This window comes from Streptomyces sp. NPDC046862 (assembly GCF_040704615.1).
GTDB lineage: Bacteria > Actinomycetota > Actinomycetes > Streptomycetales > Streptomycetaceae > Streptomyces.
Genome location: NZ_JBEYXP010000018.1, coordinates 74,758 through 94,266 on the forward strand (window position 1 = coordinate 74,758; position 19,509 = coordinate 94,266).

The window sequence follows — 19,509 nt, forward strand, 5'->3', positions numbered from 1 at the left end:
GCGTTGCGCTCCAGAACAAGGGCCCGTTGTTGAAGGGAATCTAGATCTTGGTGAGGCGTGAGGGGAACGCGTGCTGTGTGTGAAGACGGTGTGAGCTGCCGTGGGTCGCGGACAGGCCGGAGCAGTCCTGCCCTCCGGAGGGATCGGGCTCGTAGACCCAGTACAGCGCCGCGAACTGTGCCAGGAGCAGAACGGGCACGAGGCACACGGCCACCATGGCCACGCGCCCCTGCCACACCGCCCCCGGCCGCTGCCCCCGCCGGTGCGCTCCGCGGCGCAGGGCCAGCAGGAGCAACGCGGCGGCCAGGCCGCACGCCGGGGCGGCCCAGGAGGTGACGTACATGCGGGTGGACGGACCGAGGTAGCGGCAGTTCTGGAAGGTGTCACCGTCGAAGACGAAGCGGGCTGCCAGGAGTCCCGCCGAGCCGATGACCAGGGCGGTGACCAGCAGGGACCAGAAACGCCAGGCGGGGGCGGGGACCCTGGCTCCCGTCCTGGGGTAGGCGTGTGTGCTCATCAGTACCAGTCGGGGTTGGGGTGGACGGGGCGGACGATCCGTCGGCCGTTGACCTCGTTCACGCCGATGACGCCGTTGACGCCGTGAGGGAAAATCGGCCAACTCGTGCGAATGCTTCGCGCCATCCTAGGGGGCGGACGCCCCGTCAAAACCGGGCTGCTGGTACCTCGACAGTTCTCTTCGGAAACCTCCACACTCGCACGTCAGGTGGACGTAGGGCTGCTGCTCCAGCGCCCTCTACTCGGCTGTCTCACCGAAGGGAGCCGTGTCGAGGGTGGGGTACGGGGCCGGGAGCGCGAGCGGCTCACCGAGGCCGACCTTGGCCTCGGACGCGTAGTACGCCTGCGTGGGGTCCTCGCCGGGCCGCATCGGGTCTGTGTAGCAGTGGGCGGTCTTCGCGTTGCGGTTGATGAGGACGTAGACGGGCACTCCGGCGGCGGCGTAGGTGCGCAGCTTGGGGCCGGTGTCCGTCTCGTGGTTGGTGGAGGTGACCTCGCCGACCAGGACGATCATGTCGATGGGGTACCAGCCCTGGTGGGTCCTGAGATACGACTCGTCGAGTTCGGTGGGCTCGCGGTGCAGCACACAGAAGTCCGGGGCGAGCAGGGACATCGTGCTGCCGTCCTTACTGGCGGCCCGGTAGCCGTTTCCCATGCCGACCAGGAGCCCAGCTGAGTCCAGCTGAACGGCGAGCCTGAATGCGCCCTTGTTGTGCTTGTGGCTCCGCTGCGGTGGCACGAAGGCCGTCTCCTCGATGTACTCGGGTCGAATCGGCGCAACCGACGCCTCCTCGATCGCGCTCAACAAATCGACGGGGTCCTGCTCCGGCTCCATGGGCAGAACGATGAGCCACCCTGGATGCCCCGTGACCGGGGAAAACGGTCGCGTTCACTCGAACGGCGTGCTGAACCGCTCAGAGCAGGTGATCCACCTTCCCCGCCTTGATGTCGAGGATGAGTGAGCGGAGGGCGTCATGGCTGTCGGTGAGGTAGGTGTGCTCGGCGCCGGCTATGGCGATGTAGGCGTTGCCTTGGGGGTCGGTGCCGAGGCGGAAGCAGCTGGCTCCCTCGCCGCAGAACGGTTCTTCCCACGCGATCGTGTTGTTGTCCACAGGGCGTCTCCTCACAGATCGTTGGCGATCTCGCGGATGAGATCGCGCGACGCATCGGGCGCCAGGGCGATGCGCTCCATCCAGTCCAGATGGGCACGGTACTTCGCCAACTGCCCCTCACCACCCAGGAATTCCGGACCGTGTGAGCTGTCGACCTGAGCGGTGTCCAACTCGGGAACGGAACTCTCCAGGTAGTTGACGGTCTGTCCGGCTCCGGGGAACGTCCCCGCGGGGAACGGAATGACAACAAGGCGCACGGATGGCCGCTCGGACGCAGTCAGCAGGTGCTCCAACTGCGCACGCGCGACTTTGCGCCCGCCGAACTGCATGCGCAGGGCTGCCTCATGCACGACACCGACGTACTCGGGCGGGCTGTCACCGGCCAGAACCTGCTGACGTTCGGCGCGGAACGCCAGTCGGAGGGCGATCTCGTGCTCGGGCAACGACGGAAGTACGGCCCGGAAGAGCTCGAGCGCGTGGTCGCTCGTCTGGAACAGGCCGGGAATGTGTGCGGTGTGGGCCGTCCGCATACGCGTGGCGTGCGACTCCAGCTCCGCGATGTCCAGGAGCCCCGGAGAGAGCGAACCTCGGTACCGCTCCCACCAGCCACGCCCGTTGGGCCGGGCCATGTTCACCAGCGCGTCCACGTAAGCCTGGTCCGAGCAGGCGCAGTTGCAGGCGAGGGTGCGCAGCCGCTCCGGGCTGATGGTGCGGATTCCCGTCTCGATGTTGGAGATCTTGGCCCGGTCCAGCCCGAGGAGCCCGGCGGCCTGGTCGGCGGACATCCCGGCGGCTGTCCGCATCTTGCGCAGCTCGCTGCCCAGTCGCCTCTGGCGCTCCGTGGGGGTCGTCCTCGGTGGCATGCCGTTCCTTCCGCGTGCGGTCTGTGTGCAGTCTGCAGCCTCCTGGCCACAGTGAGCCACGAAAGGGTCAATTGCTTCAAGCGAGTGGCAATGTAACCAGCCGTGGCTCTACTTTAAGTAGCGCATCAGCTACTCACCGCAGTTGGCAGCGCATCGCGCGAGCCTGCCCACGTACTCCTCCCCTGGGAGGGGCGGGCCTGCGTCAGGGAGACGAGCCACCAACTGCCGTGCCCCACCACTCACTTCACCCGGAACGGAGATCACCCATGCCCGAACCCACCCCTTGGGAATGCCACCTGCAACTCCCCAACGACCCGAGAGCCCCACGCATCGCCCGCCACACCATCCGCACGGCCCTCGCCAGGTACGCTCGCCCCCGCGAACTCACCGACACGGCCGAACTGCTGACCTCGGAGCTGGTCTCCAACGCGGTGAAGCACTCCGACGGCCCGGTCTCCGTCAGACTCCGCTCCCGCCCCGACGCCGTACGCATCGGAGTCATGGACGACCACCCGGAGCTCCCCGATCCCCTTCCCTGCACCACCGACCAGGACTTCGGCCGGGGCCTGTACCTGGTGGAGGTGCTGGCGGACGCATGGGGGCGCTATCCGGTAGCCATCCATTCCCGGACACCCGGCTGGAAGGTGGTGAGGTTCGAGTTGTCTGCCGGGCGGGAATGACTCGGCATTAGTCGACCGCGAGTCGGTATTGTGCAGCCTCGGGTCGCTCAGATTGCGATCGGGGCTGCTCGGGTTGTCGTCCAGGGCGGGTGGGCAGTGTGAAGGCCGCTTTGGCGGGCAGATGACTCGGCCTTTCCGGTTCAACGGAAATCTTCGAACCCCGGCTGTCCGGGCTGCGGCATATTTGGATCCAGTCCGAGACTGTCCTTGATGATCGTCCAATTAATTTCGGTGAGACGGTCCCCGATGTTTTCGTCTGACTGTGCCGCAGCGATAACTTCATGGAGCCTGTTCCGGACAAAGGAGACCTCCGTTTCGAAAGGCTCGCCTCGTTCGGCCAGTGTCTCCTCCAGGGCGGAGTTATCTATGTAATAGCGCCAAATCTGTGGGGCGAGCCGGGGGTCGCCGCTGGGTGGGCTCAGGGTGATTCCCCATTTTCCCCTTTCTCGGAGCAATTGCACTTCACACCCTTCGCCTGCGAAGCGAATCCAGACATTTTCAAAGCCTCCCGTCTCGCGCACTTCTTCCATGATGGAAAATCCGTGCCCTAGGAGCCATTCAGACAGTTCGTCGGCCAGGCTCTGGTCAGTCATGAAACTCACCTTCCGGGGATCAAGGAATCCCCCGTCGCATTGAACGTGTAACCATTTTTCAGCAGGTGGTTAATTTCGGCAAGGTACGCAGAGCCTGCTCTCTCCTTTCCTATTGGGGTGGCGAGTCGGAATGTAGCGCCCTCTGCTATTCCTCTATCAAGGAATTTTATATTCTCGGCCCATTGTTGCTCCGGTGTAAGTCTGTTCCAGTACGTCATAGGAACTTCAAAATACTGCAACCCTTCCAATGTGGCGATTATTCGGTAGTCCGGGTCGTTTCCAATGACTCTAGCTCTTGGGCAGGGCGAGAGGCCGAGTGGGTCAATCCAGAGGAGCGGATCGTGAACGTATGCGTATGGATTATCGGCAGGTGCGAGACCAAGGGGGTCGGGTGTGGTGTACCTGGCTGTTTCAGGATCGTAGTGGCGGAAGTAGTTGTAGTGGAGGCCGGTTTCGGGGTCGAAGTACTGGCCCGGAAAACGAAGCGGAGTGTAGGCGGTGGCGGTGTGGTCCCAGGCTGTGGTGCCCCAGAGGGCAGTGCGGGCGCGCCAGGCGATGTCGCCACCATCGTCGACGAGTTCGGTGGGGGTGCCGACCAGATCGGTGACGATGGCGTAGAAGCGGGAGTCGATTTCTTCCTGGGGCGAGTTGGCAAGGGACTTGCGTTCGGTCTGGGCCAGGGGGTGCAGTCCATTGTGGTCCCAGGTGAGCGTGACGGTCGGCTGGGCAGCGCCGGGGGCGTGCGTGGTTTGTTCGCAGAGGGTCGCGCCGTCCCAGGTGAAGTCGACCTGCTCCAGAACTGTTTCGCCGTCCGAGGCCAGGCGTTGCTTGGCAATGCGGCGCCCCAGGGGGTCGTAGCGGTAGCGCCAAGTGGCTCCGTCGGGGGTGACGACCTGGGTGAGGCGGTCTTCTGCGTCCCAGGTGTAGCGCCAGGTGTCGGGTTTGCGGGAGAGGCGGGTCTTCTGGCGCAGGGTGATGCGGCCTGCGGTGTCGTGTTCGTAGCGGACGGCGCCGGCGCGGAGGATGCGGGTGCCGGTGTAGGTGCGGGGGCCGGTGGCGGTCTGACCGGGGAGGGTGGTGGGCCAGGTGGCGTGGGTCTGGTTGCCCGCCTCGTCGTAGGCGTAAATCTCCGTCCAGTCCGTGGCGTGGACGGCGGTGACTCGCCCGGCCGTGTCGAGGTCGAAGCGGCGGGCGCCGGTCAGGTGGTCGTCGATTCCGCTCAGGTGGCCGTCGGCGCGATAGGTGTAGGCGCGGTGCTGGAGGCGTTGGTTGGCTGGGCCGGTGAGTTCCTGTTTGGTGAGGCGGCCCAGGGGGTCGAAGGTGTGGGCGAGGGTGAGGGTGTTGCCGAGGTGGCGGGTGAGTTCGCGGCCTGCCGCGTCGTGGGTGAAGGCGATTCGGCGGCCGCAGGTGGTCAGTTCGGTGCAGTTGCCTGCGGCGTCGTAGGTGAAGGTGCTGGTTGCTCCGGTGGGGGTGGTGCGGCTCGTGCGACGGCCCAGTGCGTCGTAGGTGTAAGTCGTGGTGCGGTCGGCAACCGTCTCGGACATCAGGCGGCTGGCGGTGTCCCGTTGCAGGGTCAGCGTTGTGTCCGGCCCCGTCGCCTCAGCGAGGCCCCCAGTTACGTCGTAGGCGTAGGTGGTGACCGCACCGGCCACGTCCTTGGTCACGGTGCGGCCCAGTACGTCTCGCTGGAAGCGGATGACGTCGCCGGAGGCGGTGGTGCGGTCGGTCAACTGACCGGCTGTGTCGTGCTCGTAGGCCACCGTGCGGTCGTCGAAGTCTGTCTCCGCGACCAGGCGTCCGACCGGGTCGTACTCGTAACTCCACGTCAGGCCCTGAGGATTGGTGACCTTCCTCAGTCGAAGCTCGGTGTCGTGTTCGAACTGGTAGCGGACGCCGTCCGGGCCGGTGCGCGCCGCCAGTAGGTCGAAGTGCGTGTACTCGTACCGAGTGACCGCCCCCATAGGGTCGGTGTGGGTGATGCAGTTGCCCTCGCCGTCGTAGGTCCAGGATTCGGTGGTGCAGTCCGGGGCGGTGCGGCGGGCGGGTTTGCCTTCCACCGTCCATTCCAGGCGGGTGACCGCGCCCAGTGGGTCCGTGAGTGTGACAGGTCTGCCAAAAGTGTCACGTTCGTAGCGGGTGACGGCGCCGAGCGGGTCGGTGATCTCCAGGTGCAGGCCTGCGGCGTCGCACCGTACTTGTGTTGTCGCGTTCAGCGCGTCGGTGACCGATGCCAGGTGGCCCATGGCGTTGTAGGTGAAGCGTGTGGTCGCCCCGGAGGGGTCGGTCACGGCGGTGCGGTTGCCGTTGGCGTCGTACTCCTGCCAGGTCCGGGTGCCGTCCAAGTGGGCGACTACTACCGGTAGGCCTTGGTCGTTGTAGCCGATGCTGCTGTAGCGGCCGTCGGGGCGGACGGCCATGATCGGGCGGCCGGCCTTGTCGTAGGCGTAGCTGGTGGTGCGGTCCAGGGGGTCTGTGATGGTCAGCGGGCGATCGCCGCGGTCGTAGGTCGTGTGCGTCGTCGCGCCGTCCGGTCCCGTTTCCGCCACCACGTGGAGGTGGTTGTTGATCAGGTAGCGGGTGGTGTGGCCGAGTGAGTCGGTCTTTGTTGTGACCTGGTGGCCGGTTTCCGGGGCTGTGCCGTCGTACGTGTAGGTGTTGCGCAGGTGGCCCGCCTCTCCCGCCTGGAAGGTGCAGCGGTCCTGCTCGTCGTAGACGTAGCGGTACGTGGAGCCGTTGGTGTCCGTCCAGGAGGTGATCCGGGCCAGGTCGTCGTTGGTGAACCGGGTCGGAGTGCCTGAGGAGTTGGTCACTGCCGTCAGGGGGCCCTGCTCGTCGTAGCCGAAGCGGACCAGTTCCTGATCGGTGCCGTCGGCTGCCGCCCCGGCCAAGTGCAGGGCGGTGACGCGTTCGCCCTCGGTGGTGATCTTCAAGTGGTAGCCGGACGAGTGGGCGATGCCCGTGGGGGCGCCCTCCGCGTCGTAGTCGAACGTGAGCCACTGGCTGCCCGAGCGGTCGGTGATCTGCTCCAGCAGCGCGATGCCGTTGCCGTCGCCGCCCGGGGACGCGAAGTACCAAGTACGGCCGGATTCGGGGTCGGTGACGGTGTAGTCGCCCCACGCGTCGACGGTCAGCGGATGGTGCTCGCCGTCCAGCGGGAGGACCGGTACGCCGGGCGCGGGGTGGGGGTAGGCCAGCAGGGAGCCGTCCTCGCGGATGAAAATGACGCCCTCGGCGTCGACCTCCAGGCGCTGGTCCGCGGTGGAGGCCCAGGTGGGGCCGAACCAGCGGCCAGCCCGGTAGGACGACTCGAAGCACCGGGAGAAGACCAGGGGGAGACGGGCCGGTAGCGAGATGTCCGTCTGGGGAAGGGCCATGCGGCCCGTGGCCATGTCGATCGGGTCGCCGCCGAACGTCCTGCACCAGAGTTTCCGGGCGAAGTTGCGGATCGACGCCGTCACGCCCTCGCGCGCGCCCCCCGTCACCGCGCCCCGAGCCGCCCCACGCAGCGCCCCCCGCCCCGCCGCCCCCGCGCCCTTCCCACCGATCAGGTTCGAGGCGAGGTACCCCATCGCGTCGCCCGGGTCGCTGCGCCAGCCCGTGCCCAGGATGGACATCGGCAGCCGCTCGGGGTGGGCGGCCGTGCCGACCAGGCCGGCCAGGAGCATGTTGGAGTTCTTCAGCCACTCGCCCGGGTGGGTGAGGTTGTAGGAGTCCATCGGGTTGACCGTGCGGGCCAGTTTCACCATGTCCGCGCCGCCCTTGAGCAGGCCGCCCAGGACGTGGACCTGGTTCAGCTGGACGCCCACGACGGCGTCCATGGCGTTGGCGCCGAGACGGTCGGTGAACTCCGGCTTCGGCGGAGCCGTCTCCAGGGCCCCCGCCAGCCGCCGCTGTGCGTCCCGGGCCGCCGCCGTGCGCTGGCGGCGTGCCTCGGCCAGGATCTCCACCGCCTCCCGCCGGCCCGCCACCGACGGGTCGGTGAAGGTGCCCGGCTCGGTCGGGCGGGGGCCCGGGTTCCGGCCCGCCAACGCGGCGGCGTTGTACCGGTCGGCCGCCTGGTTGAAGGCCTCCACCTTCGCGTTGTGCGCGTCCGCCGCCTGCCGGTACGCATCCTGGGCGGCGCGGAACGCCTCGATCGCGGCCTGCGCCTGCCGCTGCGCCCAGCGCACCGTGTCCGCGTACGCCTCCAACGCGGCCGCCGCGCTCTCGCACGCGTCCGCCGCCGTCAGCCACTGCTTGGGCTGCATGTCGAACTTCGCGCGGAAGGCGTCCCCCGCCTCGCCCTGCCAGCCGCCCGTGTCCAACGACCGCAGGCCCTGACCGACGTTCTCGAACGCTCGAAAGAAGTCCCGCAGGTGCTGCGCCCGCGCGTCCATCGCCTCCGGACTGCCGTGGATCAGCTCCTTGGGGTCCTCCGTCTCGCCCAGCTCGCGCTCGGCGACCTCGCCGCCCAGCCGGTTGTTCACGCCCTCGCCGAAGTCGCGGACCCCCTCGGCCATGCCGTCCGCGCCGACCGCCGACAGACCGTCCGCCGCCCGGTCCGTGCCCCAGTTGACGGCCTCGCCCACGCCCTGTTTCACGCCGTCGACCGCGCCCTCGATGCCATCCCCGAGGCCGTCGACCATGTCCCCCAGGCCCATCAGCCCTTACCCTCCCCAGGTGCCGGGGGCTGAGGTGGGCCGCCCCACTGCCAGTCCGTTCTCGGATCGAGCATCGCGTCCGGCGTCACCGTCGAACTCGCCAGGTCGTCCCCCGCCTGCGCCCAGGCCTGTCGCGCTCCCTCCTCGCCCTCCACGAGGGACTCCGCGCTGTAGTCCGCGTCCGCCGCTTGGGAGTAGGCGTTGTCCTTCAGCGTGTCCGACCAGGAGCGCTGCTCGACCTCCTCCGGGGACAGGTACGGGTTGCCGGCCGCCGCCGTCCAGACCGTCTTCATGGTGTTCGAGACGTACTGCTCCTGCTCGTGGTACAGCCCCGCCGACAGGTTCAGCCGACCCGCGAACTCGTTCGCGTCCTGCATCAGCGAACGCACGCCCCAGCCCCACCGCTCGCAGAAGCCTTCGAAGACCTGGTGCAGGCTCGCGTCGCCCACCTCCAGGCCCGCCAGCTCCAACTCGTCGAAGCCGCGCCCCAGGTTCGCCTCGATGTCGAAGCCCAGCTCCTTGAGCTCGTCCATCGCCAGGTTGATGCCCCGGGTGATCCGCTCCAGCGCCTCCGCGTCGACCCGGTAACCACCAGCACCACCGCCGTCGCTCACGCCGACGCCCCCTCCGCGTCCAGCGCCACCGACTCCGGAACGATCCCCGCCACCGGTGGCAGCACCATCCCTGCCGGACTGCCCGCGTCCACCGCGATCCCGACCGGACCGCCCACCTCAGGGATCACCTGGTCCAGCAACCGCGCCCCGTACACCGGCACCCGCTCGGGCACCGCCTCACCCCGCGCCTCGGCGAAACGCGCCAACGCCCCGTCATCCGTGAACACCAGCAGCCAGCGGATACCGCCCGCCTCCACCGACAGCAACGCGTCGTCCATCACCGGTACCAGCACCTCACAGCGCCGGAAGTCCCCGACCACCGCCCGCAGATCGCCCTGCCCGGCCTCGGCCAAGTCCGCCAGCCGCAGCCGCAACGCCTCCGCTCCCACCCCGGCCACTCCCGTCGCTCCCCGTCACCCATTCGTCGCGCAAACGGTCGATCACGTTAGCTGGTTGGGCTCCTGGAACACCACAGGGCTCGGCGCTGTGGTGTGGAGTGGCCGGTTCTGCCTTCCTGCTGGGCCGACGAGGGCTCAGCGCGCCGGAACGGCCACGGGCGCCGACTCGTCCACGCTCGGGTCGACCGCCGACGCGCCGGACGTCGGGCTGAAGTGGCTGTTCGTCCGGCAGCCGAGGAGCCGGTAGATGTCGGGCTCTCCCGCGGGCGGGCGGATCCACTGGTACTGGCACGCACCCTCGATGAACCTGCCCTGGACACCGCCGGGGAAGTCGATCTCCTTGTTCCACAGGTACGGCGACTGGATGCCGGTCTGCCGTGCGGTGGCGTTCACGTCGATCCCGCCCGGGGCCTGGATCGCGTACACCCACCCGATGTGCTGGGTGCCCCCCGTGGCGAAGGCCTGTGCCACCCACCGTGCGCACGTGGTGCTTAGGTGCGCGGTGTTCTGGCCGCCGCCCCCGGTGATCCACTCAGCGAGCGGGGTGAGTGTCGATCCCAGAGGGGTGAAGCCGTTGCGGAAGATCGGCTCCGGATCGGGCCGGGTGTCGCCCCGCCACAGCGTGTTGTCGTCGTGACGCCAGTACCAGCCCTCGCGGATCGCGACCAGGTCCGGCTGTGGCTGGATTCCGAGATCCGTCGTGGTCTGGGACCAGTCCGACTGCTTGTACGCGCCGGTCGGGCCGCAGGGGCCGGTGTCACGGATCTGCTCCGGGGTTCCGGGATACGGATCCGATGCCGATGACGCGTCGGCGGGGGACGCCAGGGCCAACGAGGCGGCGACAAGGGTGGCGGAGGTGATCCGCAGCGCGGTCTTCAGCATGGTCGGGACAACCCATCACTCGGTGCACAGGACGCAGGGTCCCTAGCCCGAAATGTGGGTGAATCCGCCAGGCGCTCCGGGGAGTCACCCGCAGGCGCCACCATGTCCACTCGCCCGGCGCAGTCCCGCCCAGCCCTCCACGCCACGGGAGGCCGCCGGTCGCGCTCCCGCACACCGATCGGCCCTGGGGCGCATACGTCCCCAGGGCCTGCGAAAGACACCCCGCCGCTCGCGAGCAGAGCACGCGAGCGGGAGCACGCGAGCGGGAGCACGCGAGCAGAGCACGCGAGCAGAGCACGCGAGCAGAACTCCGGGCTATGCAAAAGCCCGGATCGTCAGGCGGAAATGCCGTCGATCCGGGCCATCGCGTCGTCCGCGCCGTACGGCTGCAAGTAGGGCAGCCAGCGCGGGTCCCTATGGCCGGTCCCGATGATGCGCCAGGCCAGACCGGTGGGCGGTGCGGGTTTGTGGCGGAGCCGCCAGCCGATCTCGACGAGATGGCGGTCGGCCTTGACGTGGTTGCAGCGCCGGCAGGACGCCACCACGTTGTCCCACACGTGCTTGCCCCCGCGGCTGCGCGGGATGACGTGGTCGACGCTGGTTGCGACGCCACCGCAGTACATGCACCGGCCCCCGTCGCGGGCGAACAGCGCCCGACGGGTCAGTGGGACGGGCCCCCGGTAAGGGACCCGAACGAACCTCTTGAGCCGGACCACGCTGGGTGCGGGGACTGTGACGGTCGCGCTGTGCATGAAGGCGCCGGACTCCTCGAGACAGACGGCCTTGTTCTCGAGGACGAGGACGAGCGCGCGGCGGAGCGGTACGACGCCCAGCGGCTCGTACGACGCGTTCAGGACCAGGACATGCGGCACGGATGCCTCCTTGTACGCCGGCGGCGCGTGGCTCGCGCCGTGGACGATCCGTAGTCAGTCTCCCCTCATGCCTGGTGGAAGCGCCACCATGTCCCGGTAACGGGCTGGGAGTGTTTTCGACCACACCTCATTCATCCCCCCGGACGGGGGCACTTCATCCCACCTGTTCATTCCCGGGTGACAGTGGTCTCTCCCTCGAACATCACGACGATCCACACACGATGCCCCGATAGTGTGGTGGTTCTGCCCGGTAGTCCACGTCTGTCCACGCTCCGGTCCAGGCTCGTCCATGTTCATGACGGGTCCGCGACGGTCCGTGGCCGTGTCCCCCCTGTCTGTCGGCAGACCCGCTATACCTGGAGGTACCTGCCGTGTCCTTGTCCGTCCTGCTGTCGGCCGCCGATCCCACTGAGGGACCGACGGCCCCCACGCTCCAGGACGCCCAGGAGAGCGCGACCAACGCCGCGAGCTGGGTCGAGGAGAACTGGTCCACCTGGCTCGCGATCGGTCTGCGGGTCCTGCTGATCCTGGTGATCGCGGCCGTCCTGAGAGTGGCGATCCGCCGGGCCATCACCAAGCTCATAGACCGCATGAACCGTACGGCCTCGGCGGTCGACGGCACCGCCCTCGGCGGGCTGCTCGTCAACGTGGAACGGCGGCGTCAGCGCTCCCAGGCCATCGGCTCGGTGCTGCGCTCGGTCGCCTCCTTCCTGATCATGGGCACGGCCGGCCTGATGATCCTCGCCACCTTCGAGATCAACCTGGCGCCGCTGCTGGCCTCGGCCGGTGTCGCCGGTGTCGCCATCGGTTTCGGCGCCCGGAACCTGGTCACGGACTTCCTCTCCGGCGTCTTCATGATCCTCGAGGACCAGTACGGCGTCGGGGACACCGTGGACGCGGGCGTCGCCTCCGGCGAGGTGATCGAGGTGGGGCTGCGCGTGACCAAGCTGCGCGGCGACAACGGTGAGATCTGGTACGTCCGCAACGGCGAGGTCAAGCGCATCGGCAACCTCTCCCAGGGCTGGGCCACGGCCGGCGTCGACGTCACGGTCCGCCCCAGTGAGGACCTGGACAGGGTCCGCCGCACGCTGCTGGCCGTCGGCGAGGAGATGAGCAAGGACGAGCCCTGGAACGAGCGCCTCTGGGGCCCGATCGAGGTCCTGGGTCTGGACAGCGTCCTGCTCGACCAGATGGTGGTCCGCGTCTCCGCGAAGACGATGCCCGGCAAGGCCCTCTCCGTGGAGCGGGAGCTGCGCTGGCGCGTCAAGCTGGCCTTCGACGCGGCCGACATCCCCCTCGTGGGCGGCATCCCGGCCCAGCCGGAGGGCGGTGAGGCGGACGCGGACCCCACGGCCGGCATGGCACCCCCGTCCGCGTACTCCTCCACGTCGTCGCCCCAGTCCGAGCGGGCGGCTCCCATCGCCCCGCCGGTGAAGTAGCCCATCGGTGAAGTAGCCCTACCGGTGTCCCCACCGGTGAAGTAGGCCGCCGTACGGAGATCTGCCTCGTCGCGGCACCCCGGGTGGACCCCCGTGCCTCCCGGGGCGCCGCGACCGTGGTGGGCGTCACGTGTAGCGCAGCTCCGCCGGGCGCACGGTGCGGCGCAGGAGCGGCAGCGAGGTGGCCGCGGCCAGGAGGCAGAGGACGTACACCGCCACCGGGACCAGGAGCGCCTCGTACGGCACGCTCCAGCCGGCTCCGCCGACGGCGGCCGCGTACCAGACGCCGATCGTCATGCCGCCCACGCCCGCCAGCAGCACCGCCGGAGCGAGCGGCAGCGCGGTCTCCATCAGCAGCGCCCGGCCCAGCACGGTGTACGGCACACCCGCCGCGGACTGCGCGGCCAGGCCCCGGCGGCGGGTGGCCAGGGATTCGGCGGCGCCGACCGCGAGGCCGGAGAGGGTGATCGCGAGGGCGACGAGGACGGCCGCGCCGGTGAGGTTGATGCCGGTGGTGTAGTAGGACATGTCGGCGGCCGTCGGCTCGTTCGCGTTCAGGTCGGTGAGCAGGGCATGCCGTACACCCATGAAGCCGGTGCCGACCACGGTCACCAGGAGTACCGCCGCGTGGGTGCGGGCCGCTGTCCACGGGGCGTCGCGCATGCGTTCGGCGGCGATCAGCACGGCAGGGCTTCCGGTGCGGGGGGCCAGCAGCCGGCCGGTGAGCCGTGAGGTCACGCCGGTCAGCCCCACGGCGCCCATCCCGGTCAGGACCACCACGACGAACACGGTCACCGGGGCCGTGGCGTACCCGCCGAAGGCGTCCGGCGTCAGGAACAGTCCCGCCAGCAGCACGCCCAGCGCGGCCGCGAGGAACGCGGCCCCCGGACCCCGCCGCGTGGCCGGCCGCACCCGGCGCACCCAGCCGAGAGGTGACGCGACCACCCGGCGCAGCGCGAGGGCGCTCACCAGCGCGCCCAGCAGCGGGACGGCGAGCGCGACCAGCACGATCCCGGCCCAGACGATCCCGGGCGGGTCATCCGCCAGGCCCAGCAGGAACGGCACGAACAGCGCCGTGGCGACCGCCGCGCCCGCCAGGCACGCCAGCCCCGACTCCAGCGCGGCGATCCGCCGTACTTGCCAGGCCGTCGCCCCCGCCAGTCGCAGCCCGGCGAGGCGCCGGTCGCGGTGCACGGCGCCGATCCGGGCGCACTGGCCGAGGAAGCCCAGCACCGGGATCAGCAGGAGCGTGAGCCCCAACAACACACCGGAGCGCGTGCCCGGCTCGTCCAGCAGCCCGGCGGCGAGCGGAACGCGGTACGCCCGCCCCGACACCGAGGCCAGCACTGTCGCCCCGAGCGTGAACGCCGTCGCCAGCCCCGCCCCGACCGCGGTGAGCGTCACCCGCCACCACTCCCGCCGGTCGGACCCGCGGGTGAGCAGCCAGGCCGTACGCAGATCCGACGCGACGGATCTCATCGCACTCACGCCGCCACCCCCACCGGGACCACGGCACCGTCGTGCAGCCGGACCTCTCGGTCCGCGTACGCCGCGACCTGCGCGTCGTGTGTGATCAGCAGCACCGCCGTGCCCGACTCCCGGGCCGTGTGCACCAGCGCCGACATGACCTGCTCGCCCGCGAGCGAGTCCAGCGCCCCCGTCGGCTCGTCCGCGAAGACGACCTTCGGGCCGGTCACCAGCGCCCGTGCCAGCGACACCCGCTGCGCCTGCCCGCCGCTCATCTCGCCGGGCCGCAGCTCCTCCTGCCCGAGCACGCCGAACCGCTCCAGCCACTCGCCCGCCCGTGCGTGGGCGTCCCCCCGCGAGGTGCCCGCCAGCAGCAGCGGCAGCGCCACGTTGTCCAGGGCCGTCAGCTCGGGGATCAGCTGTCCGAACTGGAACACCACCCCGAAGTCCGTACGGCGCAGCTCGCTGAGCCGCTTCTCGGGGAGCTGGTCGAGGCGTGTGCCGTCGTAGTGCACGGCCCCCTCGTCCGGGCGGACGATTCCCGCCAGGCAGTGCAGCAGCGTCGACTTGCCGCTGCCGCTCGCGCCCGTGACGGCGAGGATCTCGCCCGCGCGCAGTTCCAACGAGGCGCCGCGCAGCGCCTGGGTTCTCCCGTGGGTCTTGGCCAGTCCGCGGGCCGCCAGGAGTGGCGGCGCCGGCTTGTCGCTGTGGTTGCTCATGAGGCGTCGACCTCCGCGGTCAGAGTGGTGAGCCGGGCCGCGGTGGTGTCCATCCAGCGGAGGTCGGCGTCGAGGTGTTTGAGGGCGTAGTCCGCCGAGAGAACGGTGGCGAGGTCGGTGGTTCGGGCGGTCTTCACGGCGGTGAGCTCCCGCATCCGTTCCATGTGCGCGGTGCGTTGCGCCTGGAGGTAGGAGGACGGGGCGCCGCCGGCGAGGATCGAGACGACGACCTTGGCGAAGATCTCGTTCGTCACGAACGGTGCGGGCGGGGTGATCTCGGCGGCCCACTGGGTGAGTTCGTGTGTGCCGTCGTCCGTCGAGCGGTACATCGTCCGTTCCGGGCCGCCGTCGGAGTCGGTTCCGTCGATCTCGGCCAGGCCGTCGCGGACCAGTCGTTGGAGGGTCGTGTAGACCTGCCCGTAGGCCAGGGGGCGGGCCTGGGGGAAGCGTTCGTCGTGGCGTCGCTTGAGGTCGTAGCCGTGGCTCGGGCCTCCGGCGAGCAGGCCCAGCAGGATGTGGCGGGTGCTCATGGGGATCATTATGCACCGAGTATATGTACTGAGTGAATAGTGGTTCGTGGATTCGTGGATTCGTGGATTCGTGGGTCGGGGTTCGCGGTTCGAGGTGATTCGCCCCCGCCGCCCCTACCCGTCCCATCCTGTACCTGGGGGCTGCGCCCCCAGACCCCCCGTGGGGGGGCTGGGGTGGGTTGGCTGGTGCGGGTTGGGGGTGGCTGGTCGCGCAGTTCCCCGCGCCCCTAAAAGCCGTGCGGTTACTCGCGCATATCCAGCCCCTCCGGCCTTTGAGGAGCGGGGTCCGGGGCGGAGCCCCGGGGGACGGGAACGGGTAGGGGCGGCGGGGGCGAGGAACCCTCGGGTCCCGGACGTGTCAGCGTCCTGCGTCCCCCGCCACCGCGTACGCCTCCACCGACCACAGCGAATACCCGTACCGCGTCGCCCGCTTGACGCCCTGCACGCGCACGAACCGCACATCCCGCTCGTCCATCCGCACGGACTCACGCCCGCCCCGCCCGTCCCGCACGGCCGCCGCCGTACGCCACGTGCGGCCGTCGGCCGACACCTGGACGCGGTACTCGGCCGCGTACGCGTCCTGCCAGCGCAGCACCACCTGCCCGAGGCGCACCGGCTCGGGCAGCTCCGTCTGCCACCAGGCGCCGTCCTCGGCGGGGGACGACCAACGGGTCCCGGGATCACCGTCGTTGGCGGCCGAGGCGGGGAAGTCCTTCGTCTCGTCGCCGGACGACGCGGACTTCGCCCCACGCGCGAGATCGCGGTCCGCGGTGCGCGGGAAGGTACGGACCGTCAGGGTTCGCGTGGAGTCGTCGCCGTCGCCGTCGCCGAAGGAGACCGGGATCTCGTACGTCCCCGAAGGCGTCCCCTCGGGGACCGTGATCTCGATCGGGACGTCGACCGCCGTCCCGCGCGGGAGCGTCGAACGAGAGGGGACCGTGACCTTGATGCCCCGGGGCGCCTTCGCGGTGAGCCGTCCCCGTACGTCCCCGGGCCGCAGCGACGTCAGGCGGGCGGTCACCGTGCGGGTCCCGCCGATCTCCACGTCCGTCTCGGGGCGCGTCAACTCCAGTGAGGTGGCGGGGGAGTCGTACCAGGGCACGAGATGGCGCACGCCCGCACCGCCCCGTACGCGCAGGGCGTCCGCCCGTAGGGAACCCCTGAGTTCGAGCTCGGTCGCGCCGCCCTCCGCGAACGTCCCGATCCACCGCCAGCCCTCGCCCGGCACATGCGCCTCGACCACACCGCGGGCGCCGGGGTCGGCGAGCACCGTCACCGCCGTGAGCTCGCCGGTCCGGGGCAGGCGCCCGTCCCGTGCCGCCTCCTGACCGAGCCCCGCCCAGCTCTCGTACGCCTTGCGGGCCCGCGCCAGGAACGGGTCCAGCACACCCTCGCCGACCGTCACCCGGCCCGTGCCGAGCCCGCCGCGCAGCCGGCCCAGTTCCTGGTACGCCGCCCAGGCCGCCGCCGGGTCGTCGGCCGCCTGGGCGTCCAGCAGGTCGACGGCCGTCTCACCGGCGGTGCCGTAGCGGGCCAACTGCTCGGCCCAGGGCGCGACCTCGTCCGCGATCCTGGTGTCGGACAGGCGCTCGGGAGTCTCGCGCATCACGGTGAAGGCGGCCCGCAGCCGCTTCGCCGCCCGCGCGTACGTGGCCCGGCCGGTCGTCGTGCCGGTCGTCGTGCGCGCCGTCCAGACCGCTTCGATGAGCGGCCGCAGATACGCCGACTCGGTGGTGCCGAGGACCGACGAGGAGTCGTTGCCCGCGAGGGCATCCAGGGCCTCCTCGCGGGTCCGGTCGCCGTCCGCGACGTCGTCGATCGCCGCCCGCCATGACTCCTCGGGCCGGTAGTCGCGCGGGTTCCACGCGTAGTCGGCGGTGGTGAACAGCGGGATGCGGGAGGCCTCCGCCTGCGGCATCGCGTTGGCGAGCAGGGCCGCCGAGCCGCCCGCCACCGCGGGTTCGCGGCCGGTGTAGGGGCCGAGGAAGATACGGTCCTCGGCGTAGTCGTTGACCGGGTAGTTGTCCATCGTGACCAGCGGGTGCCCGGCGAACACCTCGCGGGTGCGGGCGAGTTCGGCGCCGGTGATGGTTTTCGGCACGACCCCGACGCCCGTCCACGCGACGCCGACCCTGTCGTCCAGCTCGGCCGCCAGCGCGCGCCGGTACGCGGTCGGCCCGTCCTGGTAGTACTCGGTCGGCATCAGCGACAACGCCGGTGTGTCCGGGTGGCGTTCGGCGAGGTGCCGGGCGACCGCGTTCGCCACCCGGGCCTGCGCCCGTGCCGCCGCCCGAGGCCCCGAGCCAAACGTTTCCGCATCCGCCCCGCAGTGCCACTCGCTGTAACTCACGTCCTGGAACTGGAGCTGGAAGCCCCTGAAGCCCAGCTCCCACATGGCGTCGAGCTTGCGGGTGAGTGCCTCCACGTCGTCGTCCGACGAGAAGCACATCGCCTGGCCCGGGGACACCGCCCACGTCAGCGTGACGTGGTTGCGGTCGGCCCGGTGGGCCAGCTCACGGAAGTCGGCGCGCTGGTCGGCGGGGTACGGCTCCTGCCACCGCGCCTGGCGGTAGAGGTCGTCGCCGGGGGCGTACACGTAGAGGTTCTGCTTGGTGCGGCCCATGAAGTCGATCTGGGCCAGGCGCTGTTCGCGCGTCCACGGGGTGCCGTAGAAGCCCTCGGTGGTGCCGCGCAGGGAGGTGCCCGGCCAGTCGCGGACGACGACACCCGCGACGCGCCCCTCGGCGATCAGCTGGCGGAGCGTCTGGACCGCGTGGAACAGTCCGTCCCCGCCGACGCCGGACAGGGCCACGGTGTCGCGGCCCGCGATCCGGCCGACCGCGAGGCGGTAGCCGCCGGAGGGGAGGTCGGCGCGGGGCGGGGCACCGAGAGCGGCGAGCGCCTCATCCACGCCCTTCCCGTCCTCCCTGCCCTTCCCGTCCCCCCTGCCCTTCCCGTCCTCCCCGCCTCGGTACGCCGGGCTCTCGCCCGTGCGCACCACCAGCGCACCCGAAGGGACACGCTCCCCTTCGCGCGCCAGCGTGACGGTGCGCGCACCGGCCTCGAACAACAGCGCCCGGAGCGTGTCGAGGGCGGACGGATCGGTCGTCGCCTCGGTGACCACGACGATCTCGTCCGTGACCGCGACACCGGCGCCGGTCGAGCGGAGCGACTGGGGGCGGGGCCAGACCGAGGGCGTGGTCGAGTTCTTCGCGGGTGCGTCCGGTAAGGACCCGGACCGGCTCGGGGGACTCGTGGACTCGTTCGAGGGCTGTGCCGGGCCGCCGGGAGCCGCGACGGACGTACCCCCTGCCTCGGTGGAGGTGCCCGCACCCTCGGCGGAGGCGCCTACGGCCGACTCCGCCGACTCCGCCGACTCCGCCGACTCGTCCTGGGCGTCCGAGGTCGTCGTCGGCACCACCGGGCGTGCCGCGGACGGACCCGTCCCGAACGCCCCCGCGACCACGGCGATCGCGATGGCCGCCGCTCCCTTCCGGCTCCGGAGCTGCACGGCCCCCTCCTCCGTCAATCGCCCAATCGCCTTGCCGCCCCCACGGCCGACACCAAAACGTTATCGACCTCACCACCCGGGCAGGCGCAGTGTCAACGTGCGTGGCCGTTGTGCCAGAATTGCCCAAATCTGCACGCTCAGTGACGAGGGGAAACGGAGCGTGTGTGACCAAAACCACGTTGTCCACCCGGATACGTCTGCGGAGGCGCCCACTGGGTAGGGGGCTGCCGTAACCCCGCTGGCGACCCCGCCAGTGACGTACGACGACAAGGAGGCCATCGTGGCCGCACACATGCTGTTCCCGGCCCTCTCCAAACCCACGGCGGAGCAGTCCGCCGACCTGGAGCACGTCTGCGTGTTCAGCGCGGAGGGTGCCTGCGCCGAACCGCCCCTGACCAGTGAGCCCCCGCTGCCGGACGCCGAACCCCTCACCAGCGAACCGCCCCTCGCCGACCTCGCCCCCCTGACCAGCGAACCCACGCCCACCGGCGCCGCCTGCTACGGCCTCGATCCCCTGGGGGTCTAGATGGCACAACCGGCCGACCCGGCGGCGGAGCCGAGCTCCGACGAGGACGCCGACTCCTCCGAGGGCTCACAGAGATCATCCGACAGCTCCGAGAGCGCGGAGGGCTCCGAAGGCCCCCAGGCCTCCGATGGCTCCCCGGACGGGACG

The 19,509-nt window shown here is 70.2% G+C and carries 18 protein-coding genes; 3 read left to right on the forward strand and 15 right to left on the reverse strand.

The annotated features are described in order from the left end of the window. Nucleotides 1-40: 40 nt before the first annotated feature. From AB0959_RS21345 to AB0959_RS21365, 5 genes are all read right to left on the reverse strand, one after another. Nucleotides 41-517, reverse strand: a complete 477-nt coding sequence (locus AB0959_RS21345) for a hypothetical protein (protein ID WP_366828004.1) — start codon at nucleotides 515-517, stop codon at nucleotides 41-43. Then, the gene (locus AB0959_RS21350; RefSeq protein WP_366828005.1) at nucleotides 517-642 is read right to left on the reverse strand and encodes a hypothetical protein; all 126 of its coding nucleotides are present in this window, start codon (nucleotides 640-642) and stop codon (nucleotides 517-519) included. The genes AB0959_RS21345 and AB0959_RS21350 overlap by 1 nt, the downstream gene beginning before the upstream one ends. Nucleotides 643-754: 112 nt before the next feature. After that, a complete protein-coding gene (locus tag AB0959_RS21355; RefSeq protein ID WP_366828006.1) occupies nucleotides 755-1,351 on the reverse strand; it encodes a Uma2 family endonuclease in 597 nt (198 codons plus the stop codon). A gap of 79 nt (nucleotides 1,352-1,430) precedes the next feature. Next, the gene (locus AB0959_RS21360) at nucleotides 1,431-1,628 is read right to left on the reverse strand and encodes a hypothetical protein (protein WP_366828007.1); all 198 of its coding nucleotides are present in this window, start codon (nucleotides 1,626-1,628) and stop codon (nucleotides 1,431-1,433) included. Nucleotides 1,629-1,639: 11 nt separating this feature from the next. Continuing rightward, on the reverse strand, nucleotides 1,640-2,491 hold the full coding sequence (locus AB0959_RS21365) for a helix-turn-helix transcriptional regulator (RefSeq protein ID WP_366828008.1): 852 nt from the start codon (nucleotides 2,489-2,491) through the stop codon (nucleotides 1,640-1,642). Nucleotides 2,492-2,757: 266 nt separating this feature from the next. Between AB0959_RS21365 and AB0959_RS21370 the strand changes: the two genes are divergently transcribed. Then, entirely contained in the window at nucleotides 2,758-3,171 is a 414-nt protein-coding gene (locus AB0959_RS21370; protein WP_366828009.1) for an ATP-binding protein, read from the forward strand. Nucleotides 3,172-3,311: 140 nt separating this feature from the next. Here the strand turns inward: AB0959_RS21370 and AB0959_RS21375 are convergent, their stop codons facing one another. From AB0959_RS21375 to AB0959_RS21400, 6 genes are all read right to left on the reverse strand, one after another. After that, complete coding sequence (locus tag AB0959_RS21375) at nucleotides 3,312-3,764, reverse strand: hypothetical protein (protein ID WP_366828010.1); 453 nt, start codon at nucleotides 3,762-3,764, stop codon at nucleotides 3,312-3,314. Between the two features lie 5 nt (nucleotides 3,765-3,769). After that, nucleotides 3,770-8,404 (reverse strand): putative T7SS-secreted protein, encoded by a 4,635-nt coding sequence (locus AB0959_RS21380; RefSeq protein ID WP_366828011.1) that lies wholly within the window; start codon nucleotides 8,402-8,404, stop codon nucleotides 3,770-3,772. Beyond that, entirely contained in the window at nucleotides 8,404-9,018 is a 615-nt protein-coding gene (locus AB0959_RS21385) for a hypothetical protein (RefSeq protein ID WP_366828012.1), read from the reverse strand. Before AB0959_RS21385 ends, AB0959_RS21380 begins: the two co-directional genes overlap by 1 nt. Further along, complete coding sequence (locus tag AB0959_RS21390) at nucleotides 9,015-9,416, reverse strand: SseB family protein (protein WP_366828013.1); 402 nt, start codon at nucleotides 9,414-9,416, stop codon at nucleotides 9,015-9,017. Before AB0959_RS21390 ends, AB0959_RS21385 begins: the two co-directional genes overlap by 4 nt. Nucleotides 9,417-9,551: 135 nt before the next feature. Then, nucleotides 9,552-10,298 carry a hypothetical protein gene (locus tag AB0959_RS21395; protein WP_366828014.1) on the reverse strand — a complete coding sequence of 249 codons (747 nt, stop codon included), beginning with the start codon at nucleotides 10,296-10,298 and terminating at the stop codon, nucleotides 9,552-9,554. A 335-nt stretch (nucleotides 10,299-10,633) separates the two neighbouring features. Further along, nucleotides 10,634-11,170: an HNH endonuclease gene (locus AB0959_RS21400; protein ID WP_361946960.1), complete on the reverse strand. Its 537-nt coding sequence runs from the start codon at nucleotides 11,168-11,170 to the stop codon at nucleotides 10,634-10,636. Nucleotides 11,171-11,541: 371 nt separating this feature from the next. On the opposite strand from AB0959_RS21400, the gene AB0959_RS21405 reads away from it, so the two are divergent. Further along, nucleotides 11,542-12,609 (forward strand): mechanosensitive ion channel family protein, encoded by a 1,068-nt coding sequence (locus AB0959_RS21405; protein WP_366828015.1) that lies wholly within the window; start codon nucleotides 11,542-11,544, stop codon nucleotides 12,607-12,609. Nucleotides 12,610-12,735: 126 nt separating this feature from the next. Here the strand turns inward: AB0959_RS21405 and AB0959_RS21410 are convergent, their stop codons facing one another. From AB0959_RS21410 to AB0959_RS21425, 4 genes are all read right to left on the reverse strand, one after another. Further along, nucleotides 12,736-14,088: an ABC transporter permease gene (locus tag AB0959_RS21410; protein ID WP_366828086.1), complete on the reverse strand. Its 1,353-nt coding sequence runs from the start codon at nucleotides 14,086-14,088 to the stop codon at nucleotides 12,736-12,738. A 5-nt stretch (nucleotides 14,089-14,093) separates the two neighbouring features. Then, nucleotides 14,094-14,795 (reverse strand): ABC transporter ATP-binding protein, encoded by a 702-nt coding sequence (locus tag AB0959_RS21415; protein ID WP_366828016.1) that lies wholly within the window; start codon nucleotides 14,793-14,795, stop codon nucleotides 14,094-14,096. Further along, entirely contained in the window at nucleotides 14,792-15,325 is a 534-nt protein-coding gene (locus tag AB0959_RS21420) for a PadR family transcriptional regulator (protein ID WP_366828017.1), read from the reverse strand. Before AB0959_RS21420 ends, AB0959_RS21415 begins: the two co-directional genes overlap by 4 nt. A gap of 358 nt (nucleotides 15,326-15,683) precedes the next feature. Next, a complete protein-coding gene (locus AB0959_RS21425; protein WP_366828018.1) occupies nucleotides 15,684-18,836 on the reverse strand; it encodes a beta-N-acetylglucosaminidase domain-containing protein in 3,153 nt (1,050 codons plus the stop codon). A 292-nt stretch (nucleotides 18,837-19,128) separates the two neighbouring features. Between AB0959_RS21425 and AB0959_RS21430 the strand changes: the two genes are divergently transcribed. Continuing rightward, nucleotides 19,129-19,362, forward strand: a complete 234-nt coding sequence (locus AB0959_RS21430; RefSeq protein ID WP_366828087.1) for a hypothetical protein — start codon at nucleotides 19,129-19,131, stop codon at nucleotides 19,360-19,362. Nucleotides 19,363-19,509: the final 147 nt, after the last annotated feature.